This window comes from Kitasatospora sp. NPDC059088 (assembly GCF_042738155.1).
Taxonomy (GTDB): Bacteria; Actinomycetota; Actinomycetes; order Streptomycetales; family Streptomycetaceae; genus Kitasatospora.
In genome coordinates this window covers 1-18262 of sequence record NZ_JBHYGR010000025.1, presented here as the reverse complement: position 1 = coordinate 18262, position 18262 = coordinate 1, and the positions used below count along the sequence as shown (strand labels likewise).

At 73.8% G+C, this 18262-nt stretch carries 16 protein-coding genes and 1 tRNA gene; 13 read left to right on the top strand and 4 right to left on the bottom strand.

Going from position 1 to position 18262, the window contains the following annotated elements:
* Positions 1–24 precede the first annotated feature (24 nt).
* The 3 genes from rsmA (at position 25) to ACFWXO_RS13930 (ending at position 3902) form a co-directional block, all read left to right on the top strand.
* Positions 25–969: a 16S rRNA (adenine(1518)-N(6)/adenine(1519)-N(6))-dimethyltransferase RsmA gene (rsmA, locus tag ACFWXO_RS13940; RefSeq protein ID WP_380524013.1), complete on the top strand. Its 945-nt coding sequence runs from the start codon at positions 25–27 to the stop codon at positions 967–969.
* Entirely contained in the window at positions 966–1880 is a 915-nt protein-coding gene (locus ACFWXO_RS13935; protein WP_375892727.1) for a 4-(cytidine 5'-diphospho)-2-C-methyl-D-erythritol kinase, read from the top strand. Before rsmA ends, ACFWXO_RS13935 begins: the two co-directional genes overlap by 4 nt.
* 207 nt (positions 1881–2087) lie before the next feature.
* A complete protein-coding gene (locus ACFWXO_RS13930; protein WP_380524010.1) occupies positions 2088–3902 on the top strand; it encodes an ABC-F family ATP-binding cassette domain-containing protein in 1815 nt (604 codons plus the stop codon).
* Between the two features lie 81 nt (positions 3903–3983).
* On the opposite strand, the gene ACFWXO_RS13925 is transcribed toward ACFWXO_RS13930, so the two are convergent.
* Entirely contained in the window at positions 3984–5840 is a 1857-nt protein-coding gene (locus ACFWXO_RS13925) for an FUSC family protein (protein ID WP_380524009.1), read from the bottom strand.
* 321 nt (positions 5841–6161) lie between these two features.
* Here ACFWXO_RS13925 and ACFWXO_RS13920 point away from each other — a divergent pair, with 321 nt between their 5' ends.
* The 4 genes from ACFWXO_RS13920 (at position 6162) to ACFWXO_RS13905 (ending at position 11269) form a co-directional block, all read left to right on the top strand.
* The gene (locus ACFWXO_RS13920) at positions 6162–6746 is read left to right on the top strand and encodes a hypothetical protein (protein ID WP_380524007.1); all 585 of its coding nucleotides are present in this window, start codon (positions 6162–6164) and stop codon (positions 6744–6746) included.
* Positions 6747–6789: 43 nt separating this feature from the next.
* Positions 6790–8397 carry a WXG100 family type VII secretion target gene (locus ACFWXO_RS13915; RefSeq protein ID WP_380524006.1) on the top strand — a complete coding sequence of 536 codons (1608 nt, stop codon included), beginning with the start codon at positions 6790–6792 and terminating at the stop codon, positions 8395–8397.
* A gap of 98 nt (positions 8398–8495) precedes the next feature.
* Positions 8496–9797 (top strand): S8 family serine peptidase, encoded by a 1302-nt coding sequence (locus ACFWXO_RS13910; protein ID WP_380524004.1) that lies wholly within the window; start codon positions 8496–8498, stop codon positions 9795–9797.
* Positions 9798–9934: 137 nt separating this feature from the next.
* Positions 9935–11269 carry an MFS transporter gene (locus tag ACFWXO_RS13905; protein WP_380524002.1) on the top strand — a complete coding sequence of 445 codons (1335 nt, stop codon included), beginning with the start codon at positions 9935–9937 and terminating at the stop codon, positions 11267–11269.
* A gap of 72 nt (positions 11270–11341) precedes the next feature.
* Here ACFWXO_RS13905 and ACFWXO_RS13900 read toward each other — a convergent pair whose 3' ends face one another.
* Complete coding sequence (locus ACFWXO_RS13900; protein ID WP_380524000.1) at positions 11342–11938, bottom strand: flavodoxin family protein; 597 nt, start codon at positions 11936–11938, stop codon at positions 11342–11344.
* Positions 11939–12089: 151 nt separating this feature from the next.
* On the opposite strand from ACFWXO_RS13900, the gene ACFWXO_RS13895 reads away from it, so the two are divergent.
* The 5 genes from ACFWXO_RS13895 to ACFWXO_RS13875 all read left to right on the top strand — a co-directional run bounded on the left by ACFWXO_RS13895 (position 12090) and on the right by ACFWXO_RS13875 (position 16076).
* Positions 12090–12593 (top strand): winged helix-turn-helix transcriptional regulator, encoded by a 504-nt coding sequence (locus tag ACFWXO_RS13895; protein ID WP_380523998.1) that lies wholly within the window; start codon positions 12090–12092, stop codon positions 12591–12593.
* A 98-nt stretch (positions 12594–12691) separates the two neighbouring features.
* A tRNA-Thr gene (locus tag ACFWXO_RS13890) sits at positions 12692–12767 on the top strand.
* Positions 12768–12955: 188 nt separating this feature from the next.
* Positions 12956–13642, top strand: a complete 687-nt coding sequence (locus ACFWXO_RS13885; protein ID WP_380397605.1) for a LuxR C-terminal-related transcriptional regulator — start codon at positions 12956–12958, stop codon at positions 13640–13642.
* Positions 13643–13848: 206 nt separating this feature from the next.
* The gene (gene galE, locus ACFWXO_RS13880) at positions 13849–14811 is read left to right on the top strand and encodes a UDP-glucose 4-epimerase GalE (RefSeq protein WP_375892711.1); all 963 of its coding nucleotides are present in this window, start codon (positions 13849–13851) and stop codon (positions 14809–14811) included.
* A gap of 365 nt (positions 14812–15176) precedes the next feature.
* Positions 15177–16076: a LuxR C-terminal-related transcriptional regulator gene (locus ACFWXO_RS13875; RefSeq protein WP_380523996.1), complete on the top strand. Its 900-nt coding sequence runs from the start codon at positions 15177–15179 to the stop codon at positions 16074–16076.
* Between the two features lie 48 nt (positions 16077–16124).
* Here ACFWXO_RS13875 and ACFWXO_RS13870 read toward each other — a convergent pair whose 3' ends face one another.
* The gene (locus ACFWXO_RS13870; RefSeq protein ID WP_360231165.1) at positions 16125–16622 is read right to left on the bottom strand and encodes a MarR family transcriptional regulator; all 498 of its coding nucleotides are present in this window, start codon (positions 16620–16622) and stop codon (positions 16125–16127) included.
* A gap of 110 nt (positions 16623–16732) precedes the next feature.
* On the opposite strand from ACFWXO_RS13870, the gene ACFWXO_RS13865 reads away from it, so the two are divergent.
* The gene (locus ACFWXO_RS13865) at positions 16733–17524 is read left to right on the top strand and encodes a methyltransferase domain-containing protein (RefSeq protein WP_380523994.1); all 792 of its coding nucleotides are present in this window, start codon (positions 16733–16735) and stop codon (positions 17522–17524) included.
* Between the two features lie 43 nt (positions 17525–17567).
* Here ACFWXO_RS13865 and ACFWXO_RS13860 read toward each other — a convergent pair whose 3' ends face one another.
* The gene (locus ACFWXO_RS13860; RefSeq protein ID WP_375892821.1) at positions 17568–18170 is read right to left on the bottom strand and encodes a TetR/AcrR family transcriptional regulator; all 603 of its coding nucleotides are present in this window, start codon (positions 18168–18170) and stop codon (positions 17568–17570) included.
* Between the last annotated feature and the right edge of the window lie 92 nt (positions 18171–18262).

Sequence of the window (18262 nt, the reverse complement as noted above, 5' to 3'; positions counted from 1 at the left end):
CGCCCGCGCCCGTATCCTTGGCGCGTGAGCAGCACCGACCCCACCCCTGACAGCCACCTGCTGGGCGCCGCCGACATCCGCGAACTGGCGGCCGCGTTCGGCGTGAAGCCGACCAAGCAGCGCGGGCAGAACTTCGTCATCGACGGCAACACCGTGCGGCGGATCGTCCGCGCCGCCGAGGTGACGGAGCAGGACGCGGTGGTGGAGGTCGGGCCGGGGCTCGGCTCCCTCACGCTGGCGCTGCTGGACGTCGCCCGGCACGTCACCGCGGTCGAGATCGACCCGGTGCTCGCCCGGCACCTGCCGGACACCGTCGCGGGCCGGATGCCCCGCAAGGCGGACGCCTTCGCGCTGGTCCTCAGCGACGCCATGGAGGTCACCGAGTTGCCCGGGCCGGCGCCCACCGCGCTGGTCGCCAACCTGCCGTACAACGTGGCCGTGCCCGTCCTGCTGCACATGCTGGCGACCTTCCCCAGCATCGAGCGGACCCTGGTGATGGTGCAGAGCGAGGTCGCCGACCGGCTCGCCGCCAAGCCCGGCAACAAGGTCTACGGCGTTCCCTCGGTCAAGGCCAACTGGTACGCCGACGTGAAGCGGGCCGGCGCGATCGGGCGGAACGTGTTCTGGCCCGCCCCCAACGTCGACTCCGGGCTGGTCTCGCTGATCCGCCGCGAGCCGCCGAGGACCACCGCCACCCGCGAGCAGGTGTTCGCGGTGGTCGACGCCGCGTTCGCCCAGCGCCGCAAGACCCTGCGCGCCGCGCTGGCCGGCTGGGCCGGCTCCGCCGCCGGGGCCGAGCAGGCGCTCGCGGCCGCCGGGATCGACCACAAGCTGCGCGGCGAGATGCTGACGGTGGAGCAGTTCGCCGCGATCGCCGAGCACAAGCCGGTGGAGCAGAAGCCGCCGGTGGAGCAGAAGCCGGTGGAGCACAAGCCCGCCGGACACGAGCCTGCTGAGGACGGCGAGTGATCACCGTACGGGTACCGGCCAAGGTCAACGCCCAGCTCGGGGTCGGCGGACTGCGCGCCGACGGCTTCCACGACCTGGCCAACGTCTTCTTCGCGGTCGCGCTCGGTGACGAGGTCACGGCCACCCCGGCGGACGGCGTGACGCTGTCCTGCTCGGGCCCCGACGCCGACGCCGTCCCGCTCGACGACAGCAACCTCGCCGCCCGCGCCGCCCGGCTGCTCGCCGCCCACCACGGGATCGCCGACCCGGGCGTCCACCTGCACATCGCCAAGGCCATCCCGGTCGCCGGCGGCATGGCCGGCGGCAGCGCCGACGGCGCCGCCGCGCTGGTCGCCTGCGACGCGCTGTGGCAGCTCGACACCCCGCTCCCGGTGCTGCTGGACCTCGCCGCCGAACTGGGCTCCGACGTGCCCTTCGCCCTGCTCGGCGGTGTCGCGCTGGGCCGCGGCCGGGGCGAGATCCTGGAACCGCTGCCGGTCGACGGCACCTTCCACTGGGTCTTCGCGGTCGCCGACGGCGGCCTGTCCACCCCCGCCGTCTTCCGCGAGTGCGACCGGCTCCGCGAGGAGGCCGGCACCGGCTCCAGCGACCTCCAGGTGCCCACCCCCGACGCCGACCGGGCCCTGCTCGCCGCCCTCGCCGACGGCGACGCCGTCGCCCTGGCCGGCGCGCTCACCAACGACCTCCAGGCCGCCGCGCTCTCCCTGCGCCCCGCGCTGGCCGCCACCCTGCGGGCCGGCACCGAGGCCGGTGCGCTCGGCGCCCTGGTCTCCGGCTCCGGACCGACCTGCGCCTTCCTGGCCAAGGACGCCGAGGCGGCGGCCACCGTCGCCCGGGCGCTGCTGGCCTCCGGCACCTGCCGGGCCGCGCACGCCACCTACGGGCCGGTGCCGGGGGCCTCGGTCGTCTGACTCCGACGGGGTGGGGTGCCGCGTCCGGTGCGGTGAGGGCGTCGGTCCTCCGGTGTGCCGGGGGCGTCGCTCGGGCGGCGTGGTGGGGGGCGCTCGACGCGGTGAGGGCGTCGCGGCCCGCCCATTAGGCTGGGGTGATCGGGTCGTCCCCGAGAGAGGGGCGGGCTGGGCCCGCCCCCGACCGCCGAACCCAGGAGCGCAGCACACGTGGCCGTCAACCTCGCCACCATCGAGTCCGTCACGAAGGTCTACGGCACCCGCACCCTGCTGGACGCGGTCAGCCTGGGCGTGAGCGACGGCGACCGGATCGGCGTCGTCGGCCGCAACGGCGACGGCAAGACCACCCTGATCCGGATGCTCGCCAAGCTGGAGGAGCCCGACGGCGGCCGGATCACCTGGAGCGGCAACCTCGAACCGGCCGTCCTCACCCAGCACGACTCGCTCGACCCGAAGGCCACCATCCGGCACGAGGTCATCGCCGACCGCGCCGACCACGAGTGGCTCGGCGACGCCCGGATCCGCGACATCATCGAAGGCCTCTTCGGCGGCCTCGACCTGCCCGGCTTCGCCGACGGCCTCGACACCGTCATCGGCCCGCTCTCCGGCGGCGAGCGACGCCGGATCGCCCTCGCCAAGCTGCTGCTCGGCTCCCCCGAGCTGATCATCCTCGACGAGCCCACCAACCACCTCGACGTCGAGGGCATCAACTGGCTCGCCCAGCACCTGCAGAAGCGCCGCTCCGCGCTGGTCTGCGTCACCCACGACCGCTGGTTCCTCGACCAGGTCTGCACCCGGATGTGGGACGTCCAGCACGGCGAGGTGCACGAGTACGAGGGCGGCTACTCCGACTACGTCTTCTCCCGCGCCGAGCGCTCCCGGATCGAGGCCGTCGAGGAGCAGAAGCGCCAGAACCTCGCCCGCAAGGAGCTGGCCTGGCTGCGCCGCGGCGCCCCCGCCCGCACCTCCAAGCCGCGCTACCGGATCGAGGCGGCCAACGCCCTGATCGCCGACGTGCCGGACCCCCGGGACAAGAGCGAGCTGATGAAGTTCGCCAACGCCCGGCTCGGCCGCACCGTCTTCGACCTGGAAGGCGTCACCGTCAAGGCCGGCCCCAAGCTGCTGCTGGAGAACCTCACCTGGCAGCTCGGCCCCGGTGACCGGATCGGCCTGCTCGGCGTCAACGGCGCCGGCAAGACCTCGCTGCTGCGCGCCATGCGCGACGCCTACGCCAGCGAGGGCGACGTCCAGCCCACCTCCGGCGTGATCAAGGTCGGCAAGACCGTGCGGCTGGCCTACCTGTCCCAGGAGGTCGCCGAACTGGAGCCGACGACCCGGGTGCTGCAGGCCGTCGAGCAGGTCCGCTCCCGGGTCGACCTCGGCAAGGGCCGGGAGATGAGCGCCGGCCAGCTGTGCGAGCAGTTCGGCTTCGGCAAGGACAAGCAGTGGACGCCGGTCGGCGACCTCTCCGGCGGCGAGCGGCGCCGGCTCCAGCTGCTGCGGCTGCTGATGGACGAGCCCAACGTGCTGTTCCTCGACGAGCCGACCAACGACCTGGACATCGAGACCCTCAACCAGCTGGAGGACCTGCTCGACGGCTGGCCCGGCTCGATGGTCGTCATCAGCCACGACCGGTTCTTCATCGAGCGGACCACCGACGTCGTCCACGCGCTGCTCGGCGACCAGAAGATGCGGATGCTGCCGGGCGGCGTCGACGAGTACCTGGAGCGGCGGGCCCGGATGGCCGCCGCCGCGGCGCAGGCCGCCCCCGTCGCCGCGGCCCCGGCCGCCGACCCCGCCGCCGGGCTCTCCGGCGGGGACCTCCGGGCGGCCAAGAAGGAGATGCAGCGGATCGAGCGCCAGATCTCCAAGCTGGACCAGAAGGAGTCCAAGCTGCACGCCCAACTCGCCGAGCACGCCGCGGACTTCTCCAAGGTCGCCGAACTGGACGGGCAGCTGCGCACCGTCCGGGAGGAGAAGGAGGAGCTGGAGCTGACCTGGCTGGAGCTGGCCGAGCAGGTCTGACCGCCCGCCTTCTCGACTACCGCCGCTTGAGCAGGAGTTCCAGCTTGTCACTACCGCCGCTTGAGCAGGAGCTCCCACTCGTCACGACCGCTGCTTGAGCAGGAGCTCCAACTCGTCCGCCGCACGGCCCAGCGCACTGAGCGCCGGGTCGTGCGGTGCGTCCGGCCGGGCCGCCGGACCGACCGGCGGACGGTGCTCCCGGGCGGCGGCCGTCAGCTCGTCCAGGGCCCGCCGGACCCGCTCGGTCTCCCCCGGATCCGGCACCCGGCCCCCGTACCGGATCTGCGCGGCGAACGCCGCCACCGCCCCGCCCAGCCGCTCCAGCGCCGCCGTGGCCGGCAGCCACTGCTCGGCCAGCCGGCCCGTGGGCGGCGGCTCGGCCAGCCCCTGCCGGACCTCCTGCCGGGCGTCCGCCAACGACCGGTAGGCCGTCCGGCGCAGCCACACCTCTCCGGTCCGGTGCTCCGTCACCGCGTCCAGGTAGGAGCGCAGGGCGGTCGTCGCGGTCACCAGCCGCGGCTCGATCCGGTGCCGCGGGCGCTCCGGCCACAGCAGGTAGCCGAAGAGCAGCACGATCGCGCTCGCCAGGACCGTGTCCAGCACCCGCGGCCAGAACTCGGCCGCGCTGCTCTGCCCGCCGAGTTGGAGCAGCACCAGCGCCATCGGCGTCATCGCCACCGTGGTCAGCCCGTAGTGCGCCGCCGTCGCGTACGGCAGCAGCGCCACGCACAGCGCCGCCACCGCCGTCAGCACCCACTCCTCGGTGGTCGACGCCAGCAGCGCCGCCGTCACCACCACGCCCAGCACCGTGCCGACCGCCCGGCTCACCGCCCGCAGGAACACCGAACCCAGATCCGGCTTCACCACGAACGCGATCGTCATCGGCACCCAGTAGCTCTTGCTCAGCGGGTAGTTGGCCGTCACCGCCGAACCCGCCGCGATGCACAGCGCCACCCGCAGCCCGTACCGCGCCGACGCGGCGGACCACAGCCGCCCCCGGAGCCGCCACGGGTCGGGCGGCGGCGCGGGAACCGCGTCGATCCGGGCCGGCCGGCCCGCGACCGCGTCCGCGGCGGCCCGCAGCGCCACGTCCAGGGCCTGCCGGGCCGGGGTGTCCGGCCGCCACCGCGGCACCACCACCTCGCCGCCGCCCCGCCGCACCGCGGCCGCCAGCTGCCCGGGCACCGCCGCCACCTCCGCCGGCACCGGCCGCCACGCCCACAGCAGGCCCGTCGCCGCCTCGGTCGCCGCCAGCGCCGCCTCGTACACCGGGCGCAGGGCCGTCCGGCCGTGCCCGGGGAACAGGTCCTGCACCTGGTTCAGGCGGGCCGTCAACACCCGGCGGGAACCCGCGCCCCGCGGCGTCCCCAGATCGCCGAGCGTCCGGCCGAGCGCCTCGTACGCCGCCGCCAGCGCCCGGACGCGCGGGTCGGCCGCACGACCGGGCAGACCCAGCAGCACCACGAACGCCGCACCCGCCAGCATCATCGGCGCCGCCGCCCACCACGGCCCCGGCAACGGCATCCCGCTGCCCAACGCCGCCGACACCAGCAGCAGCATCCCCGCCGCCGACCCGCGCGGACCCGTCGCACTCAACGCACCCGACACGAACGCCGTCAGCGTCAGCCCGGCACCGAGCACCACCACACCCGCGTGGACGTGCTGCAAGGCCGTGCCGATCAGCATCCCCGCCGCCGAAGCCGCCACCGCCGACCCGATCCGCGCCGTCCGCAGCCCCGCGGGCTCGACCCGGTCGTTCATCGTCGCGTGCATCGCCCCCAGCCCGGCGAACACCCCCAGGTCCAGCCGGTGCGCCCACAACCCCAGCACCAGCGGCACCGCCATCCCCACCGCGGCCCGCACCATCAACACCACCGGCAGCGGCGGCCGCTCCGGCCGCACCGCCCGGGCCCACCAGGGCGTCCTCTGCTCAGGCATGTCGTCACACGTCCGTTCTGCGGCCACGGCTCGCTGCTGAGCGACATTGCACGGCAGATGGGGCGTACCGGGGCAGTCTACCCAGCGGCCCGACCCCGGACTGGACGTGTCAAGTTCGTACCGATCGCGCCCGCGCGGACCAAGGGCCCTGCCGGGCCGACAGAGGCGGTGGCTACCATGACAGAGGCGGGGGCCGCCCCCAGGGCGGGCGGCCGAACCGACCAGGACGGTACGTCTTGGAAGTTGACGGTGCGTTGCGGCGCGACGGGGCCCGGGACACGCCCGGGACGCGCGGGCCGTACGGGGGAGAGGTGGATTGCTGTGGGAGAGCCGACGACCACGCCGAGCGCGGGAACGACGCCGGCACCGGGGACACCGGGGGCACCGGACGCGACGCCGTTCATGCTGGACGGGCCGACGATCCCGCTGCCGTGGGGGCACGGGATCAAGATCGCCCCCGTGGTCAGCACCGTGCAGACCAACGTCAGCGCCGGCGACCTGGTCGCGGCCTTCGGCAAGCAGGACGTCCAGGTCGAGCTGCAGACGCTCACGAACTTCGCCAACAAGGTCGATGCGCTGCTCAAAGCGATGGAGGGGTCGGCGGCCGCGCCGTACAAGCTCCAGGAGCAGAAGGTCTCCGCGGGCAGCTTCGTCAACGCCGCAGACGCTGCGAAGTTCCCCGAGGCCGTGGCCCTGCACGGCGCCTACGACAAGGTCCACGACCAGCTCGTCAAGCTCCACAAGGACTTCGCGGCGCAGATCGAGGCGATGAAGGCTGCGGTCGCGGACACGCACAGCCAGTACACGACCAACGAGGGCCACACGACGGACGCCCAGAAGGCGATCGCGGCGGGGGCGGGCATCAACCTTCCGCCTACAGGGACGAAGTCCAACGTGACGGCCTGAAAGCGGTGCCTGGAGAGATTTACGGGGAGACGGGGAACAGACCATGTCAGGACCGACGGAGTTCAGCAACATCGACCACGCCGTACTCAAGGGGATGGTCGACGGCGGGAAGCCCGCCGACGTACTAAAGCGGGCGAACCAGCTCCAGGACGCGGGCCGCGTCCTGACGGACCTCAGCCAGGCGTTGCAGGGGCACCTCGGCAATGTCAGTTGGGAGGGGCCGGCAGCTGAGGGCTTCAAGACCTGGGTGGGGAACCTCTACAAGTCCGCAGCGATCATCGCTCAGCATTCCACGACCGCCGGCAACGCCATGGTCCAGGCCGGCGAGGCGCTCAGTACCGCCCAGTCCGCCGTGCCCAAGCCTCCGCAGACGGAGATCGACCTGCTGGCCAAGGCCAAGGCGCAGACGCTCTACATGCCGTCGAACGTGGACCTGAACGGCAAGTCGGTCGACGACTTCATGTTCTCCCTCAACCCGAACTGGGTGAGCAAGGACCGGGCTGCCCAGGCTGCTGCCACCATCGAGAAGGAGAAGCAGGAAGCCATTCTCCAGATGGAGAAGCTGGCACAGGCTTACACCGCAGCGACGACGACGTTGAACGGGATCGACGACAACGTGGTGCTGCCGGGAACGCCTGCCACGGGGAAGGACAAGGGCTCCGCTTCGGAGTACGGGGGGAACGGTAGCTCGGGGAGCAGCTACGGGGGCTCGGTCCGAAGCCCTCGCAGCGGCAGTTACGGCGGGAGCTACAGCCCGTCTGGCGGCGACTATGGCGGTGCCACGATGAGGCCCCGCGACCCGGCGACGAGCTGGCAGGATCCGTCCAACCCGACCCACCCCGGCCCGACTCCGCCCTACGGCGGCGGGCAGCTGCCGCCCCCGCCGCAGGACCCGGGCACCCCGACCCCGCCGTCCCACCCGTCGGACCCGGTCACCCGTCCCGGCACCGGCCTCGACAGCATCCCGACCCTGCCGGACCAGACCACTCCGGTCGGTCCCGGGGGCGGCCCGGTGCTGCCGAGCGGTCCGGGTGGAACTCCCGGCTACCCCGGCGGTCCCGACGGCCGGGGCGGGCTGCCCGGCACGCCGGGCAGCGGCCCCATCTCCGGCTTCCCGGCGGGCATCGGCGGCATCCCCGGCAAGGGCGGCGGCTCGGTTCCCCTCCGTACCGGCCCGTTCAGCGGCGGTTCGGTCCCCGGCAAGGCCGGTACCCCGGGACTCCCGAGCGGAACGGTCTTCGGCCGTGAGGGCGCGCCGGGCGGCGGCCGGGTCGGCGGTTCGGCCATGGGCGGCGGAATGGGTGGCATGCACCCGGGCATGGGCGGCGGCCACGGCGTCGTCGGCGGTGCCGGTGGTGCGCGCGGCCGGGGTCTGACCTCGACCCCGGGCGGCACGGTCGGCGGCCGCAAGGGCCCTGCTGCCGGTGGGGAGTTCACCCCTGGCGGCACGGGCCTGCGCAACCGCGCGGCTGCGGCGGAAGCTGCCGAGGGCGGTGCACGGCCCGGGCAGAACGGCATGGTGGCCCCGGGTGCGGGCGGTCACGGCGGTAAGAAGGACCGCGACCGCCGTAACCGCGCGGACTACCTCCACGAGGACGAAGAGACGTGGACCAGCGGTACGCCGCTCAGCAATCCGGACGTGATTGAGTAGGACCGCAACGACTGCCCGGCCACTGGGCTTTCCCCAGTGGCCGGGCAGTTCTGTTCAGGCCCCGCTTCGGCAGGCGGGGAAGTCGACGAGGAGTTGTGATGAGTCGAATGATCCGGCGGGTGCCTGGACGGCTGTTCGTGGCGATGCTCGTAGCCGCTGGTGTAGCCGTTTCCCCCGTTGCAGCATCGGCTGCCGTAAATGGTGCGGTTCGTGATGATCAGTGGCATCTGGATGCCATGAAGGCGTCGGACATGTGGAAGGTCTCCACAGGGCAGGGCGTCACGGTCGCAGTGATCGACGGTGGGTTCAAGCTGGATCACCCTGACCTTTCCGGGCAGTTCTTGTCAGGAAAGGACTTCAGCGGCAGCAAGGGCGGAGTTGGTGCCGATGCCAATGGGCATGGCACGCAGATGGCCGGGCTGATCGCGGGAACGGGGAAGGCGAATGGCGGGAAGGGGGCTTATGGATTGGCACCCGGAGTCAAGATCCTGCCCTTGAAGATCAATACGGGATCCGAGGGGTCGGTGCTTTCAGCTGACTTCCTGGACCAGATCGGGCAGGCGGTCGACTATGCGGTCGCCAACGGCGCCAAGGTCATCAGTATTTCTCAGGGGACGAACTCGGTCACGACGTCCAGCGACGATGTCGCCAAGTTGAATCGAATCCTCGTGTCCGCCAGGGCGAAGGGAGCCCTGGTCCTCGCTGCGGTGGGGAACGAGGCGAAGTCCGGGAACCCGGTTGACTATCCGGGAGGACTGCCGAACGTCGTCGGCGTCGGAGCCTTCGGTCGGAACGGGGATGTGACCGACGAATCGGAGACGGGGCCGCAGGTGGCTCTGGTTGCTCCTGGTGCGGACACCATCGCAGCCTGCACGGCTCCATCTGGATATTGCACCGGGCATGGAACGTCGGATGCGACCGCTCTGGCGTCTGCCTCAGCGGCGCTGATCTGGTCGATCCATCCGGATTGGTCACCGAACCAGATTCTGCGGGTGCTCATCAATACCGCAGGCAGGCCGAATGGTGGGAACGCCCGGACGAACGATGCCGGTTGGGGCGCGGTGCGGCCGAGGGTCGCGTTGACGGATCCGGGCGATCCCGGGCCGGCGGATGTGTCGCCGCTTCCGGCTGATGCGGTGACGCCTTCGGCTGCGCCTTCGCCGTCGGCGAGTGCGTCCGTGTCCGCGTCGTCGGCGCCGAGTCCGGCCGGGACTGCGGCCGGTGCGCCGACTGCGGAGCCGAAGGCTGGGGCGTCGTCCGGGTCGGGTGGTGTGCTGCCGGTCGTGGGTGGGGTGGTGGCCGGGCTGCTGGTGGTGGCGGGTGTGGTGTTCGCGGTGGTGCGTCGGCGGAGGGCTGCCGTGCCGCCGGTGCCTCCGGGGGGCAATCCGTACGCGCAGTAGGCGGGTTGGGGCAGGTGGGCCCGGGTGTCGCGGTGGCGGCGCTCGGGCTTTTTGGTGGGCGCTGGGGGTGGGGTGTGCGCCGGGGTCACTCGGGTGGGTGCTGGCGGGGGTGGGGTGGGGGTGGCGAGGGTGGTGGTATGGATGCGGAGGGTGCCCGGCGGGCCGGGCAGTTGAGGCGGGCCGCGGCTGCGGCGTTGATCGGGACGGCGATCGAGTTCTACGACTTCTTCCTGTACGGGACGGCGGCGGCCCTGGTGTTCGGGCCGGTGTTCTTTCCCGGGCTGGGTGGGGCCGGGGCGTTGTTGGCGGCGTTCTCGGTGTACGCGGTGGCGTTCCTGGCCCGGCCGTTGGGGGCGGTGGTGTTCGGGCACTTCGGGGACCGGGTGGGGCGGAAGGCGACGTTGGTGGTGTCGCTGTTGCTGATGGGCCTGGCGACGGTGGCGGTGGGGTTGTTGCCGGGGTTCGCGGTGTGGGGGTGGTGGTCGCCGGCGCTGCTGGTGGTGCTGCGGGTGTGCCAGGGCGTCGGGTTGGGCGGGGAGTGGGGCGGGGCGGCGCTGCTGATCGCGGAGAACGCGCCGGCCGGGCGGCGCGGGCGGTACGGCGGGTTCCTGCAGTTGGGGCCGTCGGGCGGGTTCGTGTTGGCGAACGGGGCGTTCCTGGTGCTCCAACTCACCCTGGACGAGGGGTCGTTCCGGGCGTGGGGCTGGCGGGTGCCGTTCCTGGCCTCGTTGGTGCTGGTGGCGGTGGGGCTGTTCGTGCGGTTGCGGCTGGCGGAGACGCCGTTGTTCCGGGCGGACGAGCGGCGGGACCGTCCGCCGGTGGTGGAGGTGCTGCGGGAGCACTGGCGGCCGGTGCTGGCGGGGGGTGGGGCGATCACGCTCGGGTACGCGTTGTTCTACCTGACCACCACGTACGCGCTGGCGTACGCGACGTCCGGCCTGGGGGTGGCGAGCACGGTGGTGCTGGCGATGCTGCTGGTCGGTGCGGTGGGCGGGGCCGTGACGGTGTGGCTGAGCGCGGCGCACAGTGACCGGTGGGGGCGGCGGCGGACGCTGCGCTGGGCGGCGGGCCTTGCGGCGGGCTGGTCGCTGGTGCTGTTCCCGCTGCTGGAGACGGTGCGCCGGCCGTTGATGTTCCTGGCGTTGGCCGGGGCGATGGTGGTGCTGGGGTGCCTGATGGGCCCGGTGGCGGCGTTCCTGCCGGAGCTGTTCCCGACCCGGGTGCGCTACACGGGTGCCGCGTTGACGTACAACCTGGGCGGGGTGGTCGGCGGGGCGCTGACGCCGTTGGTGGCGACGCGGCTGACCGGGGTGTACGGGACGGCGCAGCCGGTCGGCTGGTACCTGGGGGTGCTGGGGCTGGTGGCGCTGGGCTGCCTGTGGTTGCTGCCGGACACCACGGGTGCGGAGTTGGCGGCGGTGGACGGCGGACGCCGCCGGGCGCCCGTGTTGGGGGCGGATCCGGCGGCGTAGCCGTGCGGTGCGGCGGCGAGGCGGTGCGGCGGTGCGGCCTCGGTCGGCCAGGGCCCAGCAGTCGGCCAGGGCTCAGCCGGCCAGGGCGGCGCGGCCGGCCAGCACGACGGCGGTGTGCCGGGCGACGCGCTCGCCCAGGTGCTCGGCGGTGGCGATGTCGGCCTTGTGGACGGCCTCGGGGCCGGCGTCGGCGGGCGAGGAGGCGGCGGCGCCGGTGAAGAAGCCGAGGCGGTTGAGGTCGTCCTCGGAGGCGGTGGTGGCGTTCCAGCCGGGCTTGAGGCCGAGGTTGACCCAGTTCATGCCGTGCTGGGCGGCGAGGGTCTGGAAGAAGCCGAGGGTGCCGGCCTTGTCGCCGCTCTTGGAGGCGGAGTTGGTGAAGCCGGCCGCGAGCTTGTCCTTCCAGGCGTCGGTGAACCAGCGCTTGCTGCTGGCCTCGGCGAAGACGTGGAAGGCGCCGGAGGCGGTGCCCATGTAGGTGGGGGAGCCGAAGACGATCGCGTCGGCGGCGTCCAGCTGGGCCCACTGCTCCTCGGTGATGGTGTCGACGGCGATCGTGACGACCTCGGCGCCCGCTGCGGCGGCGCCTCGGGCGACGGCCTCGGCGATCACGGCGGTGTGGCCGTAGCCGGAGTGGTAGGCGAGGGCGACGGTCGGGCGGATGGCGGTCATGCGGGCACTCCTGGGGACGGGACGGCGTGAGCAGGGGAGGGCAAGGAGGACGGAGCGGGGCGGGCCCGCTCCGTCGAACGGTCTCCAATATAGACCAGGTCTCCAGTGGAGACCAGGTGCGGATCGGAGACCGCAGGTCTACCCTGGGCGTATGACGACGGAGGAAGCGGCCCGGGTCGAGGTCGAGAGACGGGCGGAAGACGCCGGGGTCGGGCGGGAGCCGGAAGGCGGAGGCCGGCAGCCGGCAGGCGAAGGCCGGGCGCCGGAGTCGGAGTCGGAGCCGGGGCCGGAGCTGGACGTCTTCGCCCAGCTCTGCCCCAGTCGCGAGCTGTTCGCCGAGCTCGCCGACAAGTGGTCGATGCTGATCCTGATGAGCCTGTCCGCCTGTGGGCCGCAGCGCTTCTCCGAGCTCCAGCGCGGGGTCGGCGGGGTCAGCCGCAAGATGCTCACCCAGTCGCTGCGGAGCCTGGAGCGCAGCGGGCTGGTGCTCCGCACGGTCTTCCCGGAGACGCCGCCGCGGGTGGTCTACGACCTGCTGCCGCTCGGCCGCGAGCTGGCCGCGCTGGTCGCCCCGCTCGGGCGCTGGACGGAGCGCCGCGCCGGGCAGATGCTCGCGGCCCGCGAGGAGTTCGACGCGGCGCACGCCGGGGGCTGAGGGCCCACGGGGCCCGGGGTGGAGCCGATTTCCCTTCCGGGCCGACGGCCGTGTAATGTCTTCCTTGTTCGACCGGCCAGGCGGAAACGCAAGGCCAAGCCCCTATAGCTCAGTCGGTAGAGCGTCTCCATGGTAAGGAGAAGGTCTGCGGTTCGATTCCGCATGGGGGCTCCACTGAAAGACCCCCGCCTCGCGGCGGGGGTCTTTCGCGTTCTGTGCACCGGGCTCCGCCCCGTTCCGCCGCTGGTCCCGCGATCCTCGGTGGCCTAGCGGGTCGGGTACGGAATGCGTTGTGATGGTGCGTCATCGGCCGCCCGCCCGCGGGGTGCGGGCGCGAGCCGGACCCCGACCGGGAGGGCGTCATGGGTGTTCGACTCGTGGTGGTCGACGACCACCGGCTGCTGGCCGAGGCGCTGGCCACCGCGCTGCAACTGCGCGGGCACCGGGTGCTCGCGGTCGGCTCGCCGGCCGGTGTGGCGGCCGATCTGGTGGCCGGGCGGCGGCCCGAGGTGTGTCTGCTGGGGGTGTCCGCGCCGGGCGAGCCGGGGGCTTTCGACGGGCTGCGCCGGATCCGCCGGGAGCGGCCCGAGGTGGCCGTGATCGTGCTCGGGCCGGTGGGTGAACTCCGGGGTGTGGCCTGCGCGTTCGCGGCCGGGGCGGCGGGGTACGTGCCCAGCGACGAGCGGATCGAGGTGGTCGAGCGGGCGATCGGGCGGGCCCGGGCGGGCGAGGCCGCGGTGACGGTGGACGTCCTGCGCGGGGCCTTCGACCAGTTGCTGCGCCCGGTGGCGGAGCCGGACGACGAGGCGGTCCGGCTGCTGCGGCTGCTGACCCGCCGTGAGGTGCAGGTGCTGGCCCGGATCGCGGACGGCGAGGACACCGCGGCGATCGCGGCCGGGATGCGGATCGCCGCGAGCACCGCCCGCACCCACGTGCAGCGGGTGCTGATGAAGCTGGGGGCGCGCACCCGGCTGGAGGCGGCCGCGGTGGCCGCGCGCACCGGCCTGCTGGAGCGGATGGCCGACGGCCGGCGGACCGCCGACGGCTGAGCGGGCTGCCGGGCTGCCGGGCTGCCCGCGGGGCGGCGGCGCGGCAGCGCCGTGGAGGTCGGCTGAGGAGTGGGTGAGAATGCCGGGGAGCGACCGCCCCGGTGGTCCGGAGCACCCCGGCGGGCAGGGACAATTGAGCGCAGTCGTACGCATTCCGTCGATGGCGCCGCCGACCGCGCGGACCATCGCCCGCTGGAGGTCTCATCATGAGTAAGTACCTGGTCACGGGTGGCGCCGGCTACGTCGGCAGCGTGGTGGCCGCGCACCTGCTGGAGGCGGGTCACCAGGTGACCGTCCTGGACGACCTCTCCACCGGCTTCCGCGAGGGCGTCCCGGCCGGCGCCGAGTTCGTCGAGGGCCGGATCCAGGAGGCCGGCCGGGTGCTGGACGGCTCCTTCGACGGCGTGCTGCACTTCGCCGCCTCCTCGCAGGTCGGCGAGTCGGTCGTGGACCCGGAGAAGTACTGGCGCAACAACGTGGCGGGCTCGCTGGAGCTGATCACGGCGATGCGCGCCGCGGGCGTGCGCAAGCTGGTGTTCTCCTCGACCGCGGCCGTCTACGGCGAGCCGGAGGTCGTGCCGATCGCCGAGACCGCCCGGACCTCGCCGACCAACACCTACGGCGCCAGCAAGCTCGCCATGGACCACATGATCACCAGCGAGGCCGTCGCGCACGGCCTGGCCGCCGTCTCGCTGCGCTACTTCAACGTGGCCGGCGCGTACGGCGCCTACGGCGAGCGGCACGACCCCGAGTCGCACCTGATCCCGCTGGTCTTCCAGGCCGCGCTCGGCCGGCGCCCGCACATCGCGGTGTTCGGCGACGACTACCCGACCCCGGACGGCACCTGCATCCGCGACTACATCCACGTCGCGGACCTGGCCGACGCGCACCTGCTGGCGCTGGACGCCGCCAAGCCGGGCGAGCACCTGATCTGCAACCTGGGCAACGGCAGCGGCTTCTCGGTGCGCGAGGTGATCGAGTCGGTCAAGCGCGTCACCGGCCGGGAGATCCCGGTGCAGGTCGTCGGCCGCCGCGCGGGCGACCCGGCCGTGCTGGTGGCCTCGGCCGAGCGGGCCCACCAGGAGCTGGGCTGGACGCCGCGCCGCCCCAACCTGGACGACATCGTCGCCGACGCCTGGAAGTTCACCCTGGAGCAGACCGGCGAGTAGTCCGGCGAGTAGTCGGGCGAGCAGTCCGACGAGTAGGTCGGCGAGCAGACCGGCGGGCAGTCCGGCGACGGCCCCGCCGGCCGGGCCGGAACGGGACGGCTCCCGGGGCGCGCTCCACCGCGAGCGCACCCCCGGGGGTCGTCCGCCCGGTCAAGTCCAGCCCCTCGCGCACCACCTGACGAAACTTCACCGAACCGCCACGGGAGCGTTTCCCGGCCCGTACGCTGAGTGCGGTACCGGTGGGGGCCGGCGTCCTTTCGGCTTCACCGGCCACCGGTGGGCGGGCGGAACGGCGGGTCCGGAACGCGGACGCCGGACCGGCCCCCGTCCCCGGGCTCGGGCGCTCTGAGCAGGGGGTAGTGACGATGGGGCGGATCCGGGTCCTGGTGGTCGACGACCACCGGATCTTCGCCGAGGCACTGGCCGCGGCGCTCGCCGCCGAGCCCGATGTGGAGGTGGGCGCGGCCGGTAGCGCGGCCGCCGCCGAGCGGGCGCTGGAGCGGGCCGCGGCCGAGGGGCGGGCCTACGACGTGGCGCTGATCGACGCCGACCTGGGGGGTGAAGCGGGCGGTCCGGCGGCCCGGGCCCGGCCCGGTCCGGAGGCGGCCGAGGAGGCCCGGCGCCGCCCGGCCCCGGGGGTGCCCGCCGCCCGCAGGCCGGGTGCCGCCCCGCTCGCCCCGCCCGTCCCGGCGACCGCCGCCGCCCGTCCCCCGGACCAGCTCCGCGCCGAGCAGCTGCGGCCCACGGCCCCGCCGCCGGACGGCATCACCCTGCTGGGCCGGCTCCGCCGGGCGCATCCGGGGCTGCGCGGGGTGGTGCTGGCCACCGCGGACGATCCGCACCGCGCCGCCCGGGCGCTGCACGCGGGTGCCACCGGCTGGGTGGCGAAGGAGAGTTCGCTGGCCCGGTTGCTCGCGGTGGTCCGGGGGGTGCTGCGGGACGAGACCCACCTGCCGCCGGCGCTGCTCACCGGGGTGATCCGCGAGCTCACGACGGCCCGGCGGGACCGCACCGAGAGTGAGCGCCTGGTGGACACCCTGACCCCGCGGGAGAAGCAGATCCTGCGCTGCATGGTGGCGGGCCTGGGCCGGCAGGCGGTGGCGGAGCGGCTGTACCTGTCGCCGCACACCGTCCGCACCCACATGCAGAACGTGCTGGGGAAGTTGGGGGTGCACTCCACGCTGGCCGCCGTCGCGGTGGCCCGCCGGGCCGGGGTCAGTCCGGCGGAGCCGGCCGCGCCGCCGTCGATCGCCTCCACGCCGTAGCGGGAAGCCGTAGCGGAGCGCCGTGGCCGGACGCCGCAGCGGTGGTCGTCAGCCCGGGATGTTGTCGAACGGGGCGACCAGCAGCCGCAGCAGGCCGGCGAGTTCGCCCTGCTGGCCGGAGCTGAGCTGGGCCAGCAGTTCGCGCTCGTGGGCGAGCAGACCGGCCAGGGCCTGGTCGGCGCGGTCGCGGCCGTCGTCGGTGAGCCGGACGAGCACGCCGCGCCGGTCGTCGGGGTCGGGCAGGCGCTTGACCAGGCCCTTGCCGGTGAGGCGGTCGATCCGGTTGGTCATGGTGCCGGAGGTGACCAGGGTCTGGGTGAGCAGCTGGCCGGGGGAGAGCTGGTACGGGGAGCCGGCCCGCCGCAGGGCGGTCAGGACGTCGAACTCCCAGGGCTCCAGCCCGTGCTCGGCGAAGGCGGTGCGGCGGGCGCGGTCGAGGTGGCGGGCGAGCCGGCTGACCCGGCTGAGCACCTCCAGCGGCTCCACGTCGAGGTCGGGGCGCTCCCGGCGCCACGCCGCGACCAGCCTGTCGACCTCGTCCTCCATGACGATCAGTGTATCGGTGGATGTGTCGATGTGAAGTCTCTTGACATCGAGAAATGTGCCAGCGAGGCTTTCGGCGATATCTTGATGTCGAGATACCTGCGAGGTGAACCATGACCAGCCCCGTCTGGGACCCGGCGCAGTACCTGCGCTTCGCCGACGAACGCACCCGCCCGCTGCGCGACCTGCTCGCCCGCGTCCCCGCCCTGCCGAACGAGCCCGCCCCGACGGTCCTCGACATCGGCTGCGGCCCCGGCAACTCCACCGCCGTCCTGCGCGAACGCTGGCCGAAGGCCCGGCTCACCGGCCTCGACAGCTCCGCCCCGATGCTGGAGGCCGCCCGCACCGACGGCGAGCCCACCGCCGACTACCTGCTCGCCGACGCCCGCGACTACGACCCGGCCCCGGCCGCGCCCGACCTGATCGCCTCGAACGCGACCCTCCAGTGGGTGGACGGCCACCTGGCGGTGCTGGCGCGCTGGGCGGACGCCCTGGAGCCCGGCGGGGTGGTCGCCGTCCAGGTGCCCGGCAACTTCGAGGCCCCCAGCCACACCCTGCTCGCCGAACTGCGCCGCAGCGCCCGCTGGCGCGACGCCCTCGGCGCCGACGCCGTCCGGGGCGGCGTCCACCCGCCCGGGCGGTACCTGGACGTCCTCGCCGGGGCCGGCTGCGCCGCCGACGTCTGGGAGACCACCTACAGCACCCTGCTGCCCGGGCCGGACCCGGTGCTGGAGTGGGTCAAGGGGACCGCGCTGCGGCCCGTCCTCGGCCGGCTCGCCGACCCGGCCGACCGGGCCGCCTTCCTCGCCGAGTACGGGCGGCTGCTGCGCGAGGCCTACCCGGCCGGGCCGCACGGGACGGTCTTCCCGTTCCGGCGGATCTTCGCGGTCGGGGTCAGGCGGTAGCCCGTCGCCCGGCGTGACGACGGGCGGGCGGACGGGCGGACGGTCAGGTCAGGCGGTCGCCGACCAGCCTCGGGTGCCGCTCCAGGCCCTCCAGCCCGTGCCAGGCGAGGTTCACCAGGTGCGCCGCCACCGTGGCCTTGTCCGGCTTGCGGACCTCCAGCCACCACTGGCCGGTCAGCGCGACCATCCCGACCAGCATCTGCGAGTACATCGGGGCCAGCCGGGCGTCGAAGCCCCGGGACTTGAACTCCAGGCCCAGGATGTCCTCGACCTGGGTCGCGATGTCGCTGATCAGCGAGGCGAAGGTGCCGGTCGACTGGGCCACCGGGGAGTCCCGGACCAGGATCCGGAAGCCGTCCGTCGAGGTGTCGATGTAGTCCATCAGCGCGAAGGCCGCCTGTTCCAGCAGCTCGCGCGAGTGCCCGCCGGTCAGCGCCCCGGTCACCATGTCCAGCAGCAGCTGCATCTCGCGGTCCACCACCACCGCGTAGAGCCCTTCCTTGCCCCCGAAGTGCTCGTACACCACGGGCTTCGACACCCCGGCGCGCTCGGCGATCTCCTCCACCGAGGTGCCGTCGTAGCCGCGCTCCGCGAAGACCGTCCGGCCGATCTCCAGCAGCTGTTCCCGGCGCTGCTTGCCGGTCATCCGGACCCGGGGGGCCCCGCGGGGCGGGGGCGGGGGGGCCGCGGCGCCCGCGGGGGGGGCGGGCCCCGGGCGGGGGGGGCCGGGGGGGGTGA

Excerpts from the sequence above, each read along its gene's own strand:
- ACFWXO_RS13925 (WP_380524009.1), bottom strand. The coding sequence starts at position 5,840 with ATGCCTGAGCAGAGGACGCCCTGGTGGGCCCGGGCGGTGCGGCCGGAG.
- ACFWXO_RS13915 (WP_380524006.1), top strand. The coding sequence starts at position 6,790 with ATGTCAGGACCGACGGAGTTCAGCAACATCGACCACGCCGTACTCAAG.
- ACFWXO_RS13910 (WP_380524004.1), top strand. The coding sequence starts at position 8,496 with ATGAGTCGAATGATCCGGCGGGTGCCTGGACGGCTGTTCGTGGCGATG.
- ACFWXO_RS13905 (WP_380524002.1), top strand. The coding sequence starts at position 9,935 with ATGGATGCGGAGGGTGCCCGGCGGGCCGGGCAGTTGAGGCGGGCCGCG.
- ACFWXO_RS13900 (WP_380524000.1), bottom strand. The coding sequence starts at position 11,938 with ATGACCGCCATCCGCCCGACCGTCGCCCTCGCCTACCACTCCGGCTAC.
- ACFWXO_RS13895 (WP_380523998.1), top strand. The coding sequence starts at position 12,090 with ATGACGACGGAGGAAGCGGCCCGGGTCGAGGTCGAGAGACGGGCGGAA.
- ACFWXO_RS13885 (WP_380397605.1), top strand. The coding sequence starts at position 12,956 with ATGGGTGTTCGACTCGTGGTGGTCGACGACCACCGGCTGCTGGCCGAG.
- galE (WP_375892711.1), top strand. The coding sequence starts at position 13,849 with ATGAGTAAGTACCTGGTCACGGGTGGCGCCGGCTACGTCGGCAGCGTG.
- ACFWXO_RS13875 (WP_380523996.1), top strand. The coding sequence starts at position 15,177 with ATGGGGCGGATCCGGGTCCTGGTGGTCGACGACCACCGGATCTTCGCC.
- ACFWXO_RS13870 (WP_360231165.1), bottom strand. The coding sequence starts at position 16,622 with ATGGAGGACGAGGTCGACAGGCTGGTCGCGGCGTGGCGCCGGGAGCGC.
- ACFWXO_RS13865 (WP_380523994.1), top strand. The coding sequence starts at position 16,733 with ATGACCAGCCCCGTCTGGGACCCGGCGCAGTACCTGCGCTTCGCCGAC.
- ACFWXO_RS13860 (WP_375892821.1), bottom strand. The coding sequence starts at position 18,170 with ATGACCGGCAAGCAGCGCCGGGAACAGCTGCTGGAGATCGGCCGGACG.